A 20,924-nucleotide genomic window follows, 5' to 3' on the forward strand; every position below is an offset into this window, starting at 1 on the left:
ACCTCCTATCTCACATAACGCTCAAATGCCAGACGAATCATCTCATCTGCCAGCGCGCCGTTATCAAGTCCCTTTTCATTCCACAGCATCGGATACATACTGATGGACGTAAAGCCCGGCATTGTATTGATCTCATTGAAAACAATTTCATTCGTTCCCTTTTCCATAAAGAAATCCACCCGGGCGCAGCCGAAGCCGTCCAGCGCCTTAAAAATCTTCACCGCATCGGCCCGGACCTCTTCCAGCTTTCCTTCCGGGAATACGGGATGCAGATCCGTCCTGGACTCCTGATTGTTATATTTCGCATCAAATGTATAGAAATCTTCGGCGGAGAGCACCTCACCCACATCCGAGGCTTTCGGTTCATAACCGCCGAGAACGGCACATTCAATCTCCCGGCCCACAATAGCTTCCTCCACGAGAATGTGAATATCATGCCGGAGAGCCTCATTCAAAGCGGCAACCAGTTCTTCTCTGTCGGATGCCTTATTCACCCCGACAGATGATCCCGCCTTCGACGGTTTAACAAACACCGGATAAGGCAGAGCCGCCTCCACCTTTGCCACACAACCATCGATATTCCGCATATCGATATGACTGATCGGCACGTATTTTGCCTGGCGGATATTTAAATCATCCACCACAATCTTCGTATACCATTTATCCATGGAAACGCTGGAAGCCAAAACGCCGCAGCCCACATAAGGGATCTGGGCCATTTCAAATAATCCCTGTATCGTTCCATCTTCGCCGTACATTCCATGAAGCACCGGAAAAAGCACATCTACCCGCTGTTTCCGGCTCCGGCCATCCTCAAAAAGGATCAGCCCGTGGTCCTGCGCATCCGGCGAGATAATTGCCTGTATCCTGCTTTCCCGCCATGCGCCGCTCTCCACATCCTCTATCGAATCCGCCAGCAGCCAGCGGCCATCCTTTGTGATCCCGATCAAAAGGACGTCGTATTTTTCCCTGTCCAGGGCTTTCATGATGGTCACGCCCGACACACAGGAAACATCATGTTCAGAGGACTGACCGCCAAACATTACTGCTACAGTTAATTTATTATTCATGTTTTGCACCTCGGTTATCTATCCATACTTACTGTATTGTAGTTTTTTATCTATTGTACCTGATTCACTCTAATTATTCAACTGCTTTCTTCCCCCGAAATCCCCGGAAAAGGCAAGGAATTCAGCGCATAATTCTCGGTTTCTTGTCGTAAACATAAACTTTTGGAAGAATATCGCCGACATCCGCCTTCTCCATTTTTAAAATCACATCGTTTAATATGACCGGAGATACCCCGAGATGTTCACCATTGTTTTCAAACATCTCCTCCATATAAATTCCTATGGAACCGGCCACTTCCTCGTCCAGGGCCAGCATGTCCTCCCCTGTCGTCAGACTTTCACACACGAGCATTGTCCGGGCAAATTCTGTATTCTCCCGTATTTCTTCCAACAGGCCCTGCAGTTTCTCTCTGTCGGCAACCACTTCGTTTCCCAGAACAATCACCTTCACCTGTCCATAGTCCAATGATTTCCCTGACATACTGTCATATTTATCCTCACTTTTCTGAAGACTGTCCGCCTCCAGCGTCATCGGCGGATATTTGGCACTGCTGCCATTGCCCGTCAGCGCCTCCAGATCCGGAAAGGTATAGGTAAACCGATAGGTTTCCTCCTCCCCCAGATCCACGCCGAGGGCCATGACAAAAGCCCGGTTCTCAAGCTCCACATAATTCTCGCACCCGGTCAGACCGCCAAGCAGGCAAAGTGCCAGCACCAGTGCGCCCGCTTTCCGAAATCCTTTTTTTCTGCCCTTGCAGGTCATACCCATCAGCCACGGCACAAGCCACAAAAGAACGGCGCCGGAGATAAGCATCCACATAAAATAAATATTCAAAAATCGCCGTTCCGTCCCCAGCCGCCAGGACAGTGCAGCCCCGGCCAAAGCAAAGGCCCATACCTTCCAGCGATTGACCTTTGCCTCACGAATCCCCCATAATTCCACCGTATGACTCAGGGCGCCGGAAAGACTGATAAACATGGCAAAAATCCAGAAGGACAGCATCAGGCCATCCTGCCTTGATAAAAATCCTCCGGGGATTCGGACAATCTGCATCAGTATGACCGTCGGCCAGCGTTCCCCGGCCATCCCCTCAACCGTCATTACTGTCACGCACAGGACATAAATCAGAGCAGCCAATCCGCCGCCGATGCCAAGGGCCCAGGCAAAAACCCGAAAAGGCTTTTCATTGGGATTCTCCGGGGCGATATAAAGCATCCATTCCACCGGTGCCATCAACACCCAGGTCACCAACACCCCCTGAATGATTCCCGAAAGTGAAGTATCCGAAAGGGGCAGCAGCCGGAAAATATCACCTTCCGGTATAGAAAAAAGTCCGATCAATATGATTGGGATCAGAATCAGATAAAACAGAATTTCCGACAACCGGGCACGGACCTCAATCCCTTTGGTACTTCCATAGATGAGGACGAGCATCATCCCTGCAATAACAAGCCATTTCGGCATTGTATATAAAAAAGTTTCATTTAAAACCGATGAAAACAAACCCATAAGGAAAACAAAGGCCGCAAAGCATCGAAGCCCGTAAAGCCATCGCAGAACCTTTCCCGGCCAGCCGCCGAGGCTTTGAACAAAACGGCTTTCGCATTTGCCGAGAACCCATGACAGCAGGGCGCCGTCCGCCAGTGTCAGCAAAAGTCCGAGAAGCAGCGCAAGAAAACCGCCCTCCCCTGCCAGTCTCGGAAGGGCCATCGGCAAAAAGAGGCAGGCGCCGGTAAATACATCCAGGATCAGCAGCCTTGTCGCCTGATGATTTGAAATTTTTCCATTATTTGAAAACATCCTGTTCCTCCTCCGATTTATAGCGTATCCGTTGGCCTTTCCGCGCAAAAACGGGCCGCTTTTTTAATTTAAACAAAGGCATTCGGATAAGTCCATCCTGAAAATCCCGGTTTTCATCCGCCTTCACCGCCACATAAGGCATAAGATAGGGAATCTGAAAGCTTTCGAGGGATGCCAGATGGATAAGCACAGTCAGCATCCCCAGGACTACTCCATAAACTCCCAGAAAAGCTCCGAGAAAAATAAGATAAAATTTTACAAGCCGGAAAGCCGAGGCAAAACCCTCATTTGGGATCGTAAAGGACGCCAGGGCCGTCAATGCCACAACGATAACAACGATCGGACTGACAATATTGGCGTCCACCGCCGCCTGTCCGATGATCAGGCCGCCCACAATACCGAGGGCGCTTCCCATCGGACCGGGCAGCCGTATTCCTGCTTCCCGCAAAAGTTCAAAAGCCAATTCCATCAGCAGCACTTCCACCGGCACCGGAAAGGGAACGCCGCCCCTGGCTGCAGCAAAAGACAATTCCAGGCTGGTCGGCAGCATTTCCGGGTGGAAACAGGCCACACCGATATAGAAAGCCGGCAGCGTCATGGCGATCAGTGCCGCCGCATATCGCAGAATCCGCACAAAGCAGACAATCCCCCACCGGTTATAATAATCATCCGCTGCCTGAAAAAAGCAATTCAGCGTTGTCGGCAGCAAGAGCACCATGGGGGAATTATCCACGATCAGAGCAATGCGCCCCTCCATCACTGAAGAGGCTGCCTTGTCCGGCCGCTCCGTGGACTGAAATTGAGGAAAGGGCGAATACCATTTTTTCTCCGTCAGCTGTTCCAGACTGCCGCTGTCGAAAATGCCGTCAATCTTAAATTTTTTGAGGCGTTCCTGAATATCCGCCACCAGCTCCGGCCGGGCAATTCCTTCCATGTACATCACCGTTATATCTGTCTGGGAACGCACGCCCACCTTTGTCTGCAGCGTTTTCAGCCGGGTGTCCCGAATCCTCCGGCGGATCAGTACCGTATTGGCCCGCATGGACTCGGTGAAGCTGTCCTTTGGCCCCCGCACTGCCACCTCGGATTCGGCGCTCTGAACCCCCCGGGTCGGAAATTTTTTGCTGGATATGATCAACGCCTTTGGGCAGTCCTCCAAAAAAACAGCCGTATCTCCGGACAGTACTGCCAGAACAGCGTCCTCCAGCGTTTCCGCCGCCTTTGTATCCGCTGTCGTCAATGCCCGGGTCTGCAGAAACTCAAAAACCTCCGTCCTGGGCATAGAATCCAGACTGTACATAATATTTTTCAAAAACTCGCCTTCCACAAGCTCCCTGTCTATCATGGAATCCACATAGACAACATAAATCGGCAGGCCTGCGGCAAACATCCGCCGCTGAATCACATCCTGACAATTTTCAAACCGTTTTTTCAATTCCTGTATATTATCCTCCAACCGGTCGGATATATTCATCTTTGTTCTGCCTCCTCCGCAAAAATAATCTCCCCGCAATCACATCAAAAAAAGGAGTCTTTGCACTAGTCTGTGCAAATGACTCCTTTTTTATCACCTATTATTTATTTTTTTGCCGTTTCATCCTCATCGGCCTGAATCTTTTTCATCACCGTCAATTCCTGATTATAAACATGGCGTACAATAATCTTTGTCGCCGTTTCCTTATCCCGCCTGGAAATGGCATCAATGATCGCCTCATGCTCTTTGATCAATGTCTGATGAGCCAGATCATATTTCAGATATTCCAGCCGGTACCGATACATCTGCTCCCTCAGATTGTTCAGCATCTGAATCAGCCGGAGATTTTCTGTGGCTTTATAAATGACATCATGGAACTCCACATCCCTCTGGGCCTGAAGCGTGATATCATTTCCCTCCAAAGCCTCTTTAAAGGCCTCCTGGGCCCGACGAAGTTCCTCGATCGTTTCCTCCTTAATACGGTCGCAGGCCAACTCGGTGGACAGCCGTTCCAGAGAAGAACGCACCTCCAGAACATCTCTCAGATCCTTCTCCGTAATCTTGGCAACAATAGCTCCCCGCCGCGGAATCATCACCACAAGGCCTTCCAGCTCCAGCTTGCGGATAGCCTCGCGGATCGGCGTCCGGCTGACGCCGAGCTGTTCCGCCAGCTGCATCTCCATCAAACGCTCGCCCGGATCCAGTTCCCCCTTTAAAATAGCCTGCCGGAGTGTATAAAATACAACGTCCCTAAGAGGCAGATATTCATTAATATTCATCTGAAAATTGTGCATTTTTTTCACTTCCTCCTGGTTTACTTACCGATGAATTCGGATATTAAAAGGCTTCACAAGATAAACCTGTTTTGCCAGTGTTCCGTTTCGCAAAATATCCCTCGTCCACATCCCTTTTCCCTCATCATCAAAGATTCCGAACACTGTCGGGCCGCTGCCGCTCATCATGGCATTGAGCGCTCCTCCCGAACGCATCACATCTTTAATCGCTTCTATCTCAGGATGCTCAGGGATAGTTACCGTTTCCAGAACATTTTCCATGCTGTCCGCAACGCCTTTAAGATTCCCCTCCTCCAGGGCCTTTATCATACCGTCGATATCCGGGCGCCGTTTCACCGAATCCAGTTTCAAATGCTCATAGACATATTTCGTCGACACACTGATCGGCGGTTTTGCCACAAGAATATGACAATCCGGCATGGAAGCCACCGGCGTCAATATCTCGCCAATACCTTCCGAAAGCACCGCTCCCCGCATAATGCAGTAAGGCACATCGGCTCCAAGACGCACGCCCCGCTCCATCAACTGGCGTTTCGTCAATCCGAGCTGATATATCTGATTAACGCCATAGAGAACCGCCGCGCCATCCGTACTTCCCCCCGCCATCCCGGCAGCCACCGGAATATGCTTTTCAATTTTTATATTCAGACCGCCCGGAATATGAAATTCCTCCATAAGCATCCGGGCCGCCCTGTAGGCGATATTATTTTCATTTACAGGGAGAAATGGCAGATTTGTTTCAAGTTCAATACCCTCCCGATGTCTTTCTTCCATCGTTATCTTATCATAGAGCTGAACTGTCTGCATGATCATCCTTACTTCATGATAACCGTCTTCACGCCTCCGAAGCACATCCAGCCCAAGGTTCACTTTCCCGTAGGCTTTCATCTGAATTGTATTCATCGCTTTTCTTCCCCCATTGTTTTTTGTATACAATGTTCACTATATATACAATTATAAAGAATCCATGGATATTTTCAAGTCCCTATTTCAATATTTCCATATTTTTCATAATGAGGATCGGCTGTCCAACCGGCAGTTCATCCCCGCTCAGGCCGTTCACTTCCCGGATATCCTCAGGAGAGGCATAATATTTTTTAGCCAGAGTCCAGATGGAATCCCCCGCTTCCACCACATGCCCCGTCATACCCGGCATAGCCTCGATCTTTTCAAAGTCAAGGGGTTCTTCCCGCACCTGGGTCACAACCCGGATCTTCTCGGATTTAAAAACAGAAGCATCCAGTGAAATAATCATTTTCACTTCAATCTCATCATTATCCGTCATCGTTGCATTTAACTGTTCCAGCCCCGGAAAAATATCATAGCTGTCCCCTTCCCCGATATTTTCCGCCTCCACCGTATAGGAAAAAGGAACCGCTGCCTTTGCCGAATTCACCGGTTTACGGTCATCCGCCGCAATATAAAGGATGCTGAGATAAACGACGCCTTCAACGAGAATCCCCTCTTCATTGATCTCTGTCTGATCGATCTTGACCGTCGCCCGGGTATGGCAAATCTGCAGCATTCGCACGCCCTCGCCGCCCAGATGAACCTTTTCCCGAATCGGACACCGGGATTGATTTTTCAGCACCAGGTTATCCAGTGAAATTTCTTTCCGTTCCGGCGTCAGAGTTGTCTTCGGCGAATAAACATCCTGAAGAAGCTTTAAGGTTTCCTCCTGATAAATGTTCATCTCGGCCGCCAGCACAGCCTCCACGCCGACAACCCTCGCCTCTCCGTCCTTATCGCTGCGAATATCCAGATTCAGATGGTCCATATGTACCTTAATGTCCGGAATCATCTCCTGAGTCACATCTGAAAAATCAATACGTCCTTCCACCGGAACATTCAGTTCCACATCATTGACCGGATTTTCCAACGTCTCATCCCGATACAATAAAAATATCGACAGCTGTCCCCGGATCAATACGCCGCCATCCTGAAGCTTCATTTCCAGATTCTCCAGGTTTTCCTGATACCATATAATATCCATCATATTCGGGCGATTGGCCGGAATCGGCGCTTCCTCGCGAATCCGAAGCTGGTCCTTCTGGCTGACACAACGCTGACTCAGAGTGCATACCCGGTTTTGGGCCCATAAATCCTCCCCGTCTTCCATGGCCGTCGCCACTTCCTCTTCTCCCATCCGTATTGCCGACACATGGAGAACCACAATGGAACGCACGCTGATTTTTCGTGAATTTATCAAACCGGTCCGCAAATCTTCCATATCCCAGCGAACGCTCATCTGATCCATCTCCTGAAGACCATCCATATTGACGGTTTCCTCAAAAGGAATTGCCCCTTCAATGGACTGGAGCTGACCGCTGCCGTCATCTCCCATATAGAGCACGCCAAAGGCAAGCTCTCCCCGGATAATACATTTATCCTTTGACGGTTTTATATCCCGGATATGAAGCGTCCCCTTCTCCTGAATCAGACGTTCAATATCCGGTTTCGTATCCGGCACATTAAAATCATTGTCCAATGTCATCTGAACCGAAGTGTTATTCTTATACACCGGCATTCGGATATATGTTTTTGATAAATTCATAAAAGAGCCTCCTTAACTTTTAAATCGAATTGTCTGATCCACACCTTCAATTTTTATGACAACAAAGGGGTAGGATGCCACAGCCTCCGTAGCCTCTGATTTTTCCGGCCCGATCAAATCCGTGTCGACCCATATGCCGGTCTCCCCCTGATAGACATCGTTTACCTGTATACTATAGCCCGATGTCTCCTGCTGCCCATACCCAACAATAATATATGAATAAGTTCCGTCATGATATGCCATCTGAAAAGCTTCATTTTTTCGCTCTTCAATCATTGTTCTTATCTCTTCCGGTAATTCTTCCGCATCTGCCACCGTAAAATCCATATCCGATATCTTCTTATCCGATGTGTCAAACATGGAGCAGCCGCCAATCAGACAAAATCCCAGCACGGCCGCCAATACCGCAAACCTTTTATACATCCTTCTCATAACCCATGAACCGCCTTTTTTACAAACTTATGACACATGGCGGACAAATATGCTTAAAATAAAAACACCCTCAGCCATGAGTCATTACCCACAGCTAAGGGTATCTCCGTGAAGCGCCGAAAATCAGCGGCCTCATAAATTATTCTTAAACCATCGTTGCGATCAGCTCATCCAATGCCTTGCTGACTTCCGCAGATTTCGCATCGGCATCCGCCAGGGATGTGCCTTTAATTCCATAATAGAATTTAATCTTCGGCTCTGTTCCCGAAGGACGTACACAAAGCCATGCATCATCTGTCAGATCATAATAAAGTACATTGGAACTTGGCAGACCGGTCGGCTTAACTTCACCGGTCTGAATATCAACGATTTCATCTTTCTTATAATCCCGCGCGGAAATGACGGACATACCGGCAATTTCCTTCGGCGGATTGGAACGCAGAGTTTCCATGATCGACTGGATTTTTGCCAGTCCTTCGATACCGGATAAGGAAATGGATTTCACATCATCCTTATAGTATCCGTATTTTTCATACATGTCCACCATAGCATCCCAGAGAGTCTTGCCCTGGGTCTTATAAAATGCAGCAGCCTCGCAAAGAGCCATCGTCGCCACGATCGCATCTTTATCCCGGGCATGGGTTCCGATCAGACAGCCGTAGCTTTCTTCAAATCCGAAAAGATACGTCCCCTTTCCGCTTGTCTCAAAACCGAGAATCTGCTGACCAATATATTTGAAACCGGTCAGGCACTCAATCAACCGGATATTATAACCCTTTGCAATAGCATCCGCCATATTGGTGGTCACGATCGTTTTAATGAGAGCACCGTCCTCCGGAAGACCGCCCTTCAGCGCCTTCATCTGACCAATCGTATATTCAGCCAAAAGACAGCCGGACATATTTCCCGTCAGATTATGATATTCGCCGTCTTTATCCTTCACCCGGACACCCAAACGGTCCGCATCCGGATCCGTTGCCAGAACCAGGTCCGCATCCACTTCCTTCGCCAGCTTCAGGCCCAGCACGAAAGCCTCATCGGCTTCCGGATTCGGATAGCTGACTGTCGGGAATTCACCATCCGGCAATTCCTGCTCAGGAACCACATAGACATTTTCAAATCCGAGTTCTTTTAATATCCGGCGGGCCGGGATATTCCCTGTGCCGTGAAGCGGTGTATAAACAATCTTTAAATCTTTGCCCATGGCCTGAATAGCCTCCGGATGTTTCACCTGCTCTTTAAGACGGGCAATATATTTATCGTCAATATCCTTGCCGATGATCATGCAGAGGCCGGCTTTCACTGCCTCCTCTTTATCCATTGTGAGAACATCGTTATAATCGGTAACCGCCTGAACTTCGGCCATAATTCCGCCGTCGTGAGGCGGAGTGATCTGAGCGCCGTCTTCCCAATATACCTTATACCCGTTGTACTCCGGCGGATTGTGACTTGCCGTAATATTAATTCCGGCGATACATCCCAATTCCCGCACGGCAAAGGATAATTCCGGCGTTGGTCTTAAAGATTCAAACAAATAGGCTTTAATGCCGTTCGCGGCCAGACAGAGGGCTGCTTCTGCCGCAAACTCCGGCGACATGCGCCGTGAATCAAAGGCTATCGCTACACCCTTGGATTCTCCGTTCTGCTTCTTTATGTAGTTTGCCAGTCCCTGCGTTGTCTTACGCACGGTATAGATATTCATCCGGTTTGTACCTGCTCCGATAATTCCCCGGAGGCCTGCCGTACCAAACTCTAAATCCTTATAGAAACGTTCCTTAATCTCATTATCATCTGCTTTAATACCTTCCAGTTCTGCCTTAGTCCCCTCATCAAAATATGGGTTTGCCAGCCAGGACTCATATATCTCTCTGTAATCCATTGGAATCTCCTCCTTATAATTTCAAAACTCTATGTGCTTCTATTATACCCGATTCATTACAAAAATGCACTATTTTTTTAAGTATTTAACTAAATTTTTAGACAAATTGTCCCATTTTCTTACAAAAGTCGTCTATTTCCTCCAGAAAGCGATTTCGTTCGTTTTTTTCGCGAATCAGTTTATTCAGCTTATCCATGTTTTGGGCCGACATCCAGCTTTTTCTTGAATTCTGATACCGGTTGGCAATTTTCCAGAATTTTTCCGGGAAAACCATCATGCCGTACAGACAGCGCGCCTGCCCATAATTTAAAGGCAGCACCCTGTTATATGTTTTAAGCATTGCCATTCCGAGTCCCGGATTCCAGTGGTTCTTCTCCATTATTTTACGCATGAAAACGTACAAATCATAGATTTGAAGTTCCATATGCATATGGTCAAAACGGACAAGGGCCACCTCCCCCTGAGGCATCAAAATATTGTGCTGCGTATAGTCTCCATGGCACATCCGCTGTTCCCTGCAATTCTGCTCATACAAATTCATATATCCCGCCCCGGATAGAATCTCCTGAGCTCTGGCGCCCTCCTCATCAAACTCCCGATAGAATTCCATGAATCGCCTGTCAAAAGAATTCTTCTGCTTTTTATGGCAAATATAATTTCGGATTGTTTTTAATTCCCGGCACCGCCGGCCCATTTCATTCAAAAGATTCTCCTGTTTAAACACTTCACAGATCTCCTCATCATGCGTGATTCCATGAAGTCCCTTATGCAGGCCGGCCATATGCGCCACCGCTCTTAATATTTCTTCCCTGTCTCTTGTACTGCATTCCCGGCCCTCATACCAGTCCGTCAAAACATAATTTTGTCCATCTTCATCCGGCGTCAAAAAACTCCCCTCCCGATTTGCAACGAACTGATCTATGTATATATATCCGCGTTCTCTGAGACAGGCTTTCACCATCATTTCCCATTGAAGATGCTTTGGCGACCCGTGATACACCCGAAACAGCTTCAGTCCCTGCTCCGTATCGCAGAGCCAGGCTCCCCGCCCCCGGTAAAGACGTCTTATTTCCAAATGATAACACTCTAACAGCTCTCTGATTTTTTCTTCCAAAAGAAATCCCTCCCAGATATGTTAAAAGACAGTTTCTATTTAACATATGAAGGAGGGGTTCATCATATTACCTGAATACTTTCCGTCACAGGAAGCCGCCGGTCTTACAGCAGATGAACGCCTTTGTTTTCCAGCGCTTCAACCACTTCATCCGGCCATACTGAGGCAATCACTTCGCCGATATGGGCTTTTCTCAAATAAAACATACAGATTCGGGCCTGACCGATCCCGCCGCCGATCGTATAGGGCAATTCACCATTCAGCAGAGCTTTATGGAACATTAAATCCTTACGTTCCACACATCCCCGAACCTCAAGCTGACGCATCAAGGCATCCTCATCAACCCGGATACCCATGGAAGACAACTCGAAAGCGGTATCCAAAAGTGGATAATAAACAAGAATATCGCCATTTAATTCCCAGTCATCATAATCCGGCGCCCGGCCATCGTGAATTTCGCCGGAGCCAAGGGCCCCGCCAATTTTCATCAGGAACACGGCGCCCCTGAGACGCACGATTTCACGTTCCCTTTCCTTCGGCGTCAAATGCGGATACATATCCTCCAATTCCTGCGTCGTTATAAATGAAATTTCCGACGGCAGCATTTCCTCTATATATTCATACTGAATCGCCATATACTTTTCTGTATTTTTCAACGCTTTATAAACTTTCTTCACAATCTTTTTCAGCGTCTCTTCATTACGCTCATCTTTATCAATAATCCGTTCCCAGTCCCACTGGTCCACAAGAATAGAATGAAGGTGATCCGTATCCTCATCACGGCGGATGGCATACATATCCGCATAAAGTCCCTCTCCATGCTTAAAGCCATAACGTTTTAAAGCAAAACGTTTCCACTTTGCCAGAGAATGGACGATTTCCACCTCCCGGTCCTCCTGTTCCCGAACACCGAACTGCACCGGCCGTTCCACACCGTTTAAGGTATCATTCAAACCACTTTCCGGATATACAAAAAACGGAGCTGACACACGGGTCAAATTCAATTGTCTGGCCAGTTCTTTTTCAAAAAAGTCCTTTACACATTTAATTGCGATCTCGGTTTCCCGAATGTTCAGAGGGGATTCATAACCCTCCGGTACCCACATTGGATCCATATTTCTCACCACAGTCATTTTCTGTCTGTTCTGACTGCATGCTCCTTCCTTCCAATTTTCACCTTCCTATTATAGTTTATATGCGGTAAAAGTATCAAGTCATTTTACAATTAAATGCAAAATTGCATATATTGCAGAACTGCATTGCTTTTTTTGCCCCCTATTCCCGGAAAAGCCTTGTTTTTACTGTCTTTTTTTTAACAAAAAAATTGGCACGATAATTGCTGTATTAATAGGGTGAATAAGAAAAGGAGGCTACTAATATGAAGGGTTTTACAATTAAAGAATTATCTATTGGGCAGGAAGCCAGCTTCACAAAAACTATCAGCGAAACAGATGTTTATTTATTTGCAGGCATCTCCGGTGATATCAATCCGGCACACTTAAATGAAGAATATGCTAAAAACACATTCTTCAAAGGTCGTATCGCACACGGAATGCTTTCCGCTGGTTTAATCTCCGCTGTACTTGGCGTACATATGCCTGGTCCTGGAACTATTTATTTAAGCCAGACTCTGAACTTCTTGGCACCGGTTCGCATGGGCGACACAATCACAGCAACAGGAAAAGTTGTTGAAATGGTTCCTGAAAAGAACAGAGTTAAGATCGAAACTATCTGCACAAACCAGGATGGCGTTGTTGTTACTAAAGGCGAAGCTTTGGTAATGCCACCTAAGTAAAATGGGGATATATTCAAAGGGCAGCATGTAGGACTTCCCCTCTTAAATTGAAGTTTTACTTGCATGAAGCGGCATCGTTCGTACCAGACGATGCCGCTTTTTTTATTTCTTAGTTTGACACTTCTATAACATTCAATTTGCCGTCCTGCATACGAAAGAACTGACACGGTTTTGAGATTTTTATTTATAGAAAAAATTATTTATCATAACTTATATTATATTTTGCCATCTTTCGTGAAATCGTGGACTGATTCACCTTAAGGACCTCGGCTGCGCTCTTGCCGCTGCCATAATGCCGTACAACAGACTCAATGATCTGCTTCTCAAAGGCATTCAGATTTTCTTCCAGGCTCATGCGGCTGTCAAACTGGCAACCGGTAATCCCCTCGCCGTTTTGGCTTGACGGAATCATCAATTGGCCGTCCAGCATCTGAGGCGGTATCTTTTTAATACAGTACACAGAAGATGCACTGATCAAAACAATTCGCTCCACAAAGTTTTTCAATTCTCTGACATTCCCCGGCCACGAATAATTTTTCAATATATTCATAACCTCCGGCGAAAAGGTCTTTTCCCTGCCATATTTTTTACAATATTTATTCAGGAAATAATCGATCAATGGCTCAATATCACTCGGGCGTTCCCGCAAAGGCGGGATAATGGCAGGAATGACATTCAATCGATAATACAGATCTGCACGGAATGTCTTTTTCTTAATACACTCGCTTAAATCCTCATTTGTCGCGGCGATCAAACGGAAATCGATCCGCTTCGGCCGGTCCGACCCAATCCGCTGCACCATTTTTGTCTCAATCGTTCTTAAAATTTTTCCCTGAAGTGCCAACGGCAGGGAGTTGATCTCATCCAAAAACAGGGTCGATTCATTCGCCGTCTCAATAAGGCCTTTTTTGCCGCTGCCCAATGCACCGGTAAAAGCGCCTTTCTCATAGCCGAACAGCTCGGATTCCAAAAGAGTTTCCGGGAATGCGGCACAGTTGATACGAACCATCTCCTTATCCCTGCGTTCACTCATTTCATGAATATATTCAGCTAAAACTTCTTTACCTGTCCCCGATTCTCCCTGAATCAGAATATTTGCATCCGTTGATGCCACATTATTCATCACCCGAATCAAATCGGACATCTGAGGACTATTATATACTAACAGCTTATTATCTGACGCACTCTTATTTTCAATCTCCTTGACTGCCTGATATTTATTGAGGGCATCATAATAATAGCCGATGAGTTCTTCCATATCTCTCATCACACCGATAATATACTGGATCTCTCCTTTATCGTTTATAATCGGCATCTGAGATACCATCTGCATCTGCTCCTTGCCATGGCTGTTAAAAATTCTCTGGCACATGACGACTTCTTTTTTCTGCTCATACACGTTGCGGGAAATTACATAATCTATCAATCCATCATCATACATATCAAATACATTGTACCGAAGCAGCCGGTCTCTGGGAAGGTCAAATTTTTTAATCATTGCATAATTTACATAAATCATATTTCCTTTGTCATCCAGAACATAAAGCGCATCCGGCATATTGTCGAAAACGTCCTCATAAAACTCATATTTCTCTTCGATGGTTTTTACCTTTTCCATGAAAATCCCCTTGTCTTTAACTGTCTGTCCCCAGACAGTCTGCATAGTTCTAAACAGCACGATACACTCCTTTTCATTATAAAAAGGAGTGTATCTTAATCATACCTTATTTTGTTTTTTTTATCAATAACAAATTAGCAAATACCAATCATAGCAAAGATAATACAAACGATTACTGCGATTGTAGGAATGATACAGCAGTTCATGCAGATATCCAGATAGGAATCTTTATGAGTCAAACCACAAACACTTAACAGAGTGATAACAGCGCCGTTGTGTGGCAGAGTATCAAGACCACCAGATGCAACGGATGCAACTCTATGCAGAGCCTCTGGGCTAAGGTTAGGATCACTAGCTGCTAATTCCATATATTTCGGGCCTAATGCTTCAAGAGCAATACCCATACCACCGGAAGCAGAACCTGTAGCACCTGCAAGTACGGATACGGAAATTGCTTCGGAAATCAGAGGAGTTCCAGGGATACCAAGAAGCATTGTTGTCAATGTAGCGAAACCAGGAACGGCTTTAACTACACCACCGAAACCGTTAGCTGCTGCTGTATTACCGATAGACATAAGACCGCCGGATGCACCATCGTTGATAGCCTTCGGGAAGTCTTTTGCGCAATGGAAGTTCAATACCAGAGTAAGAACAACAGCGATTAACAGAGATCCAACCAACGGAACACTGAGAAGGTTCAATGTTACAGGTACGGAAATCAATGGAATCAAAGATACGATTGGGTTAGGAAGTTTAGTGTCATCGGACATAACTTCAAGGTTTGAAGGCTCAACAAAGTGTAAACCTTCTTTTTTGAGTTTGCTCTCTCTCATCTTCATCCAAACAACGCCGCCGATCAACATAACCAATGCAGCAACAACACCCATAACAGGAGCTGCCATTGGAGTTGTTCCATAATAGTTTGTTGGGATGATGTTCTGAATCTGAGGTGTACCAGGGATAGCTGTCATAGTGAATGTGAAAGCACCCAGGGAAATAGCACCAGGAATCAGTTTGTTAGGGATATCAGCTTCTCTGTAAAGAGCAACAGCCAGTGGGTAGATAGCGAAAACTACTACGAACAGAGAAATACCACCATATGTCAGAACGCCGCAGGCGATAACTACAGCTAAGATAGCCTGTTTAGCACCGATCAATTTTGTAAGCCAGAGACCTACAGATTTAGCAGCACCGGAAACCTCCATAACTTTACCGAAAATAGCGCCGAGCATGAAAGCCGGGAACCATGTCTGTAAGAATGTAGCCATAGAAGCCATGTAGTTGTCTGTCCACATTGTTAACACGTTAATTGTAGGATCTTCGAACATACTGAGAAGCGCTACAACTGCTGCACAAACCGGTGCAACCCAAAGAATAGACTGGCCTTTAAATGCTAAGAAGATAAGCAAGGCCAAACCTAATACAATACCAAATAAACTCATATTATTTTTCCTCCCTCGTTAAGTTACAACTATTTTGCCTTAGCTAAGATTTCATCTTTGATACCCATCGGAGCATCTACGAAAATTCTAAGGTCCATAGTTTTCAGGTTTTCAGCAACCAATGGTTTGAAATCCATCTGGTCGAGAACCTGTGTCTGAAGATCGATACCCGGAGCAATTTCAGTTACAGTCAGACCATCTTCAAGCAATTCGATAACCGCTCTTTCTGTGATAAACATAACGTTCATCTTATGTCTGCGGGCATAATCGCCGGAGAATGTAACCTGTTCAACAGAAGAAACGAATTTCTTCTTCTTACCTTCCTGAACAATTACCAGTTTACCGTCTTCAACCTTTGTTTTCAGTCCGCCTGCTGTGAATGTTCCGCAGAAGATACAATTCTGTGTATTCTGGGAAATATTAATAAATCCACCGCAGCCTGCAACATTTGTTCCAAATTTACTTACGTTAACATTACCGTGAGGGTCACATTCAGCTAATCCAAGATATGTAACATCAAGTCCGCCGCCATCATAGAAGTCGAACTGACTTACTTCCGGCAATTCACCCCAACCATTAACGCCTGCACCGAAGGAGCCGCCGCCGCTTGGAACGCCGCCGATCATACCGGACTCAGTTGTCAGAGTCAACTGATCAGCAAATCCCTCTTCACCTGCTACTGTAGCAACTTTTTCAGGGATACCAACACCTAAGTTAACAACTGCATTTGGAACGAGTTCCATCGCACATCTTCTACCAATAAATTTCTTGGTTCCGAATGGCTCTGCATTAACAGCGTCCATAGGAACTTTGTAAGCACCGGATAATGTCGGATTTACAAAGAAATCGGCACACTGTCTGTGTGTTTCTTCCGGATCATCCGGAACAACGATAGCGTCTACAAAAATACCAGGAACTGCAACCTGTCTGGACGGAATCGTATCAGCCTGAACAATATGTTTTGCCTGAACGATAACCTTACCGCCACAGCCTTTAGCTGCCATAGCTGCGGATAAGATATCCAATGGAAGAATTTCATCTTCGATCGTACAGTTACCATTTGTATCCGCTGTAGTTACACGGATTAAAGCAATATTTGCCTTTGGAAGCATGTAATAAAGCTGTTCTTCGCCATCAACTTCAACAACTTTGATGATGTCTTCTGTTGTACGGCTGTTCAATTTTCCGCCTTCAAGACGAGGGTCAACGAAAGTTTCAAGACCAACATTTGTCAGATAGCCTTTACGTCCCTGGCCCATAGCACGATACATTTCGATAATAACACCCTGAGGAAGATTGTAAGCTTCCACTTTGTTGTTAATGATCATATCGATTACCTTTGGAGAGAAGCCATAATGTCCGGCGATCCAGCGTTTGATCAAACCTTCTTTTGCCCAACGTTCCTGCTGTCCGCCCTTTTTGTTACCCTGGCCGGCACCATACATGATCGTCAGATTGTTTGGAGTTCCCGTTGCATCAAAAGAATCCGCAACAGCTTTCATGATAGCGTCCGGAGTACCTGCGGTAAGGAAACCACTGGTAATGACGGTATCGTTTGGCTGAATCATAGCAACGGCCTGATCCATTGTAACTACTTTACTCATATCAAAAACCTCCCATACAATTATATGCTCACCGGCCTTCGGTAAACATATAATATTTTTTCTTGTAACTTAATAGATTAAAAATGCAATATAACTAATGACCGGAAAACGCACCACTGAATTCCGGTTATTTATCTTCAATCACGTCCGGGAGTCCCTATTCTCCCGGACGCGATCTCAGTCGATGTGTTATTTTATACTATTTCTCTAATTTTTTCAATGCTTCTGTTAACTTTGGAATAATTGTTGTGCAATCACCAACAATACCTACATCAGCGATTTCAAAAATAGGAGCTGTATTGTTCTTATTGATAGCAATGATCAAATCAGAATCTTCCATACCTGCTGCATGCTGAATAGCACCGGAGATACCTGCTGCGATGTAAAGGTTTGGACGAACTGTTTTACCAGTCTGGCCAACCTGACGATCTCTATCGATCCATCCGGCATCAACACATGCTCTGGAAGCGGAAATCTCGCCGCCGAGTTCTTCAGCAAGGTCTTTCAGCATATCGAAGCCTTCTGGGCCGCCGATACCACGACCGCCGGAAACAAGAACTTTAGCTTCTGTGATATCAACAGTTTTCTTTGTATCTTTAACAACTTCACGAATCTTGATGTTCATATCAGCTTCGCTAACGCCGGCATCAAATACTTCAACTGTACCTGTCTTGGAAGCGTCTTCTGCGAGAGCCTGCATAACGCCAGGTCTTACAGTAGCCATCTGAGGACGGAAGTTCGGGCAAACGATTGTTGCCATGATGTTGCCGCCGAAGGCCGGACGTGTCATCCAAAGTCCTTTGGTTTCTTCATCAATTTCAAGTTTTGTACAGTCAGCTGTCAAACCTGTATGTACTCTTGCGGATACACGCGGAGCCAGATCACGGCCGATCGCTGTTGCGCCGTAGATAACGATTTCAGGTTCTTTTGCTTTAATAATTGCATTCATTGCTTTTGCATAAGGCTCTGTGGAATATTCTCCAAGAACAGGAGCATCTACAGCGATAACCTGGTCTGCACCAAATTTAAATAATTCAGCTGCAGCAGCCTGGATACCATCGCCTAAAACAACAGCAACAACTTCCTGGCCTAAATTATCTGCCAGTTCTCTAGCTTTACCAATCAGTTCATAAGCAACTTTCTGGATAACTCCATCTCTCTGCTCTGCGAAAACATATACATTCTTACTCATTGTTTCACCTGCTCCCTAATTAAATGATGTATTTTTCTTTTAACTTGTTAACGATAATTTCAACAGCCTCGTCAGCGGAAACTTCCTGATAAAGTGTTCCGGCTGGTTTAACAGGTTTTGTGAAGGATTTCTTAACCTGTGTCGGAGAACCTTTTAAGCCTAAGTTAGAGTCTTCTACATAACCCTGAAGGTCTTCATAACCCCATACTTTAACTTCTTTTTCTCTGTATGCGTCGAAAATGCCGCCGACACTCATGTAACGAGGTTCGATTTCTTCGCCGAGAGTTGTGATTAACAATGGTGTTTTTGCTTCAATGATATGATAACGATCTTCGAAGTTTCTGCGGATAACTACAGTGTCATCGCCTTCAACGTCAACGCTTGCAGCATAGCTTACGTGCGGAATTCCAAGATGCTCAGCAATCTGAGGACCAACCTGAGCGGTATCACCATCAATAGCCTGACGTCCAGCTACGATCAGATCGTAATCCAGTTTCTTGATTGCACCGGCAATTGTGGAAGATGTTGCCCATGTATCAGCGCCGCCGAATTTTCTGTCGGATACAAGTACTGCATCATCAGCGCCCATAGCCAATGCTTCACGGATTGCTACATCTGCCTGCATAGGTCCCATGGAAACAACGGTAACCTTAGCGCCTGTTTTTTCTTTAATCTGTAATGCAACTTCAAGAGCTGCCTTGTCATCAGGGTTAATAATACTTGGAACGCCATCTCTGATAAGTGTTCCAGTAACCGGATCAAGCTTAACTTCTGTTGTATCCGGAACCTGTTTGATACATACTACGATATTTTTCATGTCCTGATTCTCCTCTCCAAAATACTAGTGTAACATTGCACCAGAGATAACCATTCTCTGAACTTCAGAAGTACCTTCGTAGATTTCAGTAATCTTGGCATCTCTCATCATACGTTCAACCGGATAATCTCTTGTATATCCATATCCACCAAACAACTGAACAGCTTTTGTTGTTACAGCCATAGCGGTTTCTGCTGCGAACAATTTTGCAGTAGCAGCATCAACAGTATATGGAAGTTTCTGTCCTTTTCTCCAGGCAGCTTTATATACAAGATATTTAGCAGCTTCAGTTTTAGCGAACATGTCTGCTAACTGGAACTGAGTATTCTGGAACTGAGAAATCTTTCTTCCGAACTGTTTTCTTTCTTTTGTATACTTAACAGCTTCATCGATAGCGCCTTCAGCAAGACCTAAAGCCTGTGCTGCGATACCGATACGTCCGCCATCCAGAGTCTTCATAGCAAGAGCAAAGCCTTTGCCTTCTTTGCCAAGCAGGTTTTCCTTTGGAACGATACAATTTTCAAAAATCAGCTCACATGTGGATGAACCGCGGATACCCATCTTTTTCTCGTGAGGGCCTACGGAGAATCCAGGGAAGTCTCTTTCCACGATAAATGCGGAAATACCTTTTGTTCCTTTAGATTTATCAGTCATAGCCATAACGATGAAGATATCAGCAGCTTCAGCGTTTGTGATGAAAATCTTGGAACCGTTTAATACATAATGATCGCCTTCCAAAACAGCTTTTGTCTGCTGCATGGAAGCATCTGTACCTGCACCTGGCTCTGTTAAGCCGAATGCACCAATCTTTTCGCCTTTTGCCAGAGGTACCAGATATTTCTGTTTCTGTTCTTCTGTTCCGTTTTCAAGAATCGGAGTTGCACATAAGGATGTATGTGCGGACATAACTACGGATGTTGTACCGCAAACTTTAGCCATTTCTTCAACAGCCATGATATATGTAAGGACATCTGCACCCTGTCCACCATATTCCTTCGGAATCGGAATACCCATCATGCCGTATTTAGCTAATTTCTTAACGGTCTCCCATGGGAATTTTTCTTCCTCATCCAACTCCTGAGCCAACGGTTTTACTTCTTTTTCAGCAAAACTTCTGTATAACTGCTGTGCAAGAAGGTGCTCTTTCGATAAACCAAACTCCATAAAATTCATCCTCCTTAAACTTATAATTTTTTCAATAGATTAACCCGCAATTTTCATGCCAACTTTTTCGGCACTAAAAAAGCCCATAAATAAAGGTTTTTTTGTAGATTTTTTCACAATTGCATTATGCATTTGTGCATTTTCATGCATTTGTGCATAATGCGTTTTGGAAAT

Annotated in this window: 17 protein-coding genes; 1 reads left to right on the plus strand and 16 read right to left on the minus strand. The window is 45.6% G+C overall.

The window, feature by feature from the left end; all coding sequences use genetic code 11:
- Positions 1-5: 5 nt before the first annotated feature.
- The 10 genes from ACMN7X_RS04755 to asnA all read right to left on the minus strand — a co-directional run bounded on the left by ACMN7X_RS04755 (position 6) and on the right by asnA (position 12,233).
- Entirely contained in the window at positions 6-1,070 is a 1,065-nt protein-coding gene (locus ACMN7X_RS04755) for a D-alanine--D-alanine ligase family protein (protein WP_418746350.1), read from the minus strand.
- 121 nt (positions 1,071-1,191) lie between these two features.
- Complete coding sequence (locus ACMN7X_RS04760; RefSeq protein ID WP_418746351.1) at positions 1,192-2,871, minus strand: GerAB/ArcD/ProY family transporter; 1,680 nt, start codon at positions 2,869-2,871, stop codon at positions 1,192-1,194.
- Positions 2,858-4,345: a spore germination protein gene (locus ACMN7X_RS04765; RefSeq protein WP_418746352.1), complete on the minus strand. Its 1,488-nt coding sequence runs from the start codon at positions 4,343-4,345 to the stop codon at positions 2,858-2,860. Before ACMN7X_RS04765 ends, ACMN7X_RS04760 begins: the two co-directional genes overlap by 14 nt.
- Before the next feature lie 104 nt (positions 4,346-4,449).
- Positions 4,450-5,139, minus strand: a complete 690-nt coding sequence (locus tag ACMN7X_RS04770; RefSeq protein WP_418746353.1) for a GntR family transcriptional regulator — start codon at positions 5,137-5,139, stop codon at positions 4,450-4,452.
- A gap of 24 nt (positions 5,140-5,163) precedes the next feature.
- On the minus strand, positions 5,164-6,042 hold the full coding sequence (gene ispE / locus ACMN7X_RS04775) for a 4-(cytidine 5'-diphospho)-2-C-methyl-D-erythritol kinase (protein WP_418746354.1): 879 nt from the start codon (positions 6,040-6,042) through the stop codon (positions 5,164-5,166).
- An 82-nt stretch (positions 6,043-6,124) separates the two neighbouring features.
- The gene (locus ACMN7X_RS04780; RefSeq protein WP_418746355.1) at positions 6,125-7,693 is read right to left on the minus strand and encodes a DUF3794 and LysM peptidoglycan-binding domain-containing protein; all 1,569 of its coding nucleotides are present in this window, start codon (positions 7,691-7,693) and stop codon (positions 6,125-6,127) included.
- A gap of 12 nt (positions 7,694-7,705) precedes the next feature.
- Positions 7,706-8,125, minus strand: a complete 420-nt coding sequence (locus tag ACMN7X_RS04785) for a protease complex subunit PrcB family protein (protein WP_418746356.1) — start codon at positions 8,123-8,125, stop codon at positions 7,706-7,708.
- 145 nt (positions 8,126-8,270) lie between these two features.
- Positions 8,271-10,004 (minus strand): phospho-sugar mutase, encoded by a 1,734-nt coding sequence (locus ACMN7X_RS04790; RefSeq protein WP_418746357.1) that lies wholly within the window; start codon positions 10,002-10,004, stop codon positions 8,271-8,273.
- Between the two features lie 97 nt (positions 10,005-10,101).
- Positions 10,102-11,118 carry a CotS family spore coat protein gene (locus tag ACMN7X_RS04795; protein ID WP_418746358.1) on the minus strand — a complete coding sequence of 339 codons (1,017 nt, stop codon included), beginning with the start codon at positions 11,116-11,118 and terminating at the stop codon, positions 10,102-10,104.
- Between the two features lie 104 nt (positions 11,119-11,222).
- Positions 11,223-12,233 carry an aspartate--ammonia ligase gene (gene asnA / locus ACMN7X_RS04800; RefSeq protein WP_418746359.1) on the minus strand — a complete coding sequence of 337 codons (1,011 nt, stop codon included), beginning with the start codon at positions 12,231-12,233 and terminating at the stop codon, positions 11,223-11,225.
- 263 nt (positions 12,234-12,496) lie between these two features.
- On the opposite strand from asnA, the gene ACMN7X_RS04805 reads away from it, so the two are divergent.
- Positions 12,497-12,913 carry a MaoC family dehydratase gene (locus tag ACMN7X_RS04805; protein WP_418746360.1) on the plus strand — a complete coding sequence of 139 codons (417 nt, stop codon included), beginning with the start codon at positions 12,497-12,499 and terminating at the stop codon, positions 12,911-12,913.
- Positions 12,914-13,109: 196 nt separating this feature from the next.
- Here ACMN7X_RS04805 and ACMN7X_RS04810 read toward each other — a convergent pair whose 3' ends face one another.
- The 6 genes from ACMN7X_RS04810 to ACMN7X_RS04835 form a co-directional block, all read right to left on the minus strand.
- Complete coding sequence (locus ACMN7X_RS04810; protein WP_418746361.1) at positions 13,110-14,591, minus strand: sigma-54 interaction domain-containing protein; 1,482 nt, start codon at positions 14,589-14,591, stop codon at positions 13,110-13,112.
- 74 nt (positions 14,592-14,665) lie between these two features.
- Positions 14,666-15,973 (minus strand): GntP family permease, encoded by a 1,308-nt coding sequence (locus tag ACMN7X_RS04815; protein ID WP_418746362.1) that lies wholly within the window; start codon positions 15,971-15,973, stop codon positions 14,666-14,668.
- A gap of 29 nt (positions 15,974-16,002) precedes the next feature.
- Complete coding sequence (locus ACMN7X_RS04820; RefSeq protein ID WP_418746363.1) at positions 16,003-17,577, minus strand: acyl CoA:acetate/3-ketoacid CoA transferase; 1,575 nt, start codon at positions 17,575-17,577, stop codon at positions 16,003-16,005.
- Positions 17,578-17,776: 199 nt separating this feature from the next.
- Positions 17,777-18,769 (minus strand): electron transfer flavoprotein subunit alpha/FixB family protein, encoded by a 993-nt coding sequence (locus ACMN7X_RS04825; RefSeq protein ID WP_418746364.1) that lies wholly within the window; start codon positions 18,767-18,769, stop codon positions 17,777-17,779.
- A gap of 19 nt (positions 18,770-18,788) precedes the next feature.
- Positions 18,789-19,586 (minus strand): electron transfer flavoprotein subunit beta, encoded by a 798-nt coding sequence (locus ACMN7X_RS04830; RefSeq protein ID WP_418746365.1) that lies wholly within the window; start codon positions 19,584-19,586, stop codon positions 18,789-18,791.
- Between the two features lie 24 nt (positions 19,587-19,610).
- Entirely contained in the window at positions 19,611-20,750 is a 1,140-nt protein-coding gene (locus tag ACMN7X_RS04835; protein ID WP_418746366.1) for an acyl-CoA dehydrogenase, read from the minus strand.
- Positions 20,751-20,924: the final 174 nt, after the last annotated feature.

Origin of the sequence: Frisingicoccus sp. (genome assembly GCF_048388605.1) — a bacterium.
Taxonomy (GTDB): domain Bacteria; phylum Bacillota; class Clostridia; order Lachnospirales; family Lachnospiraceae; genus Frisingicoccus.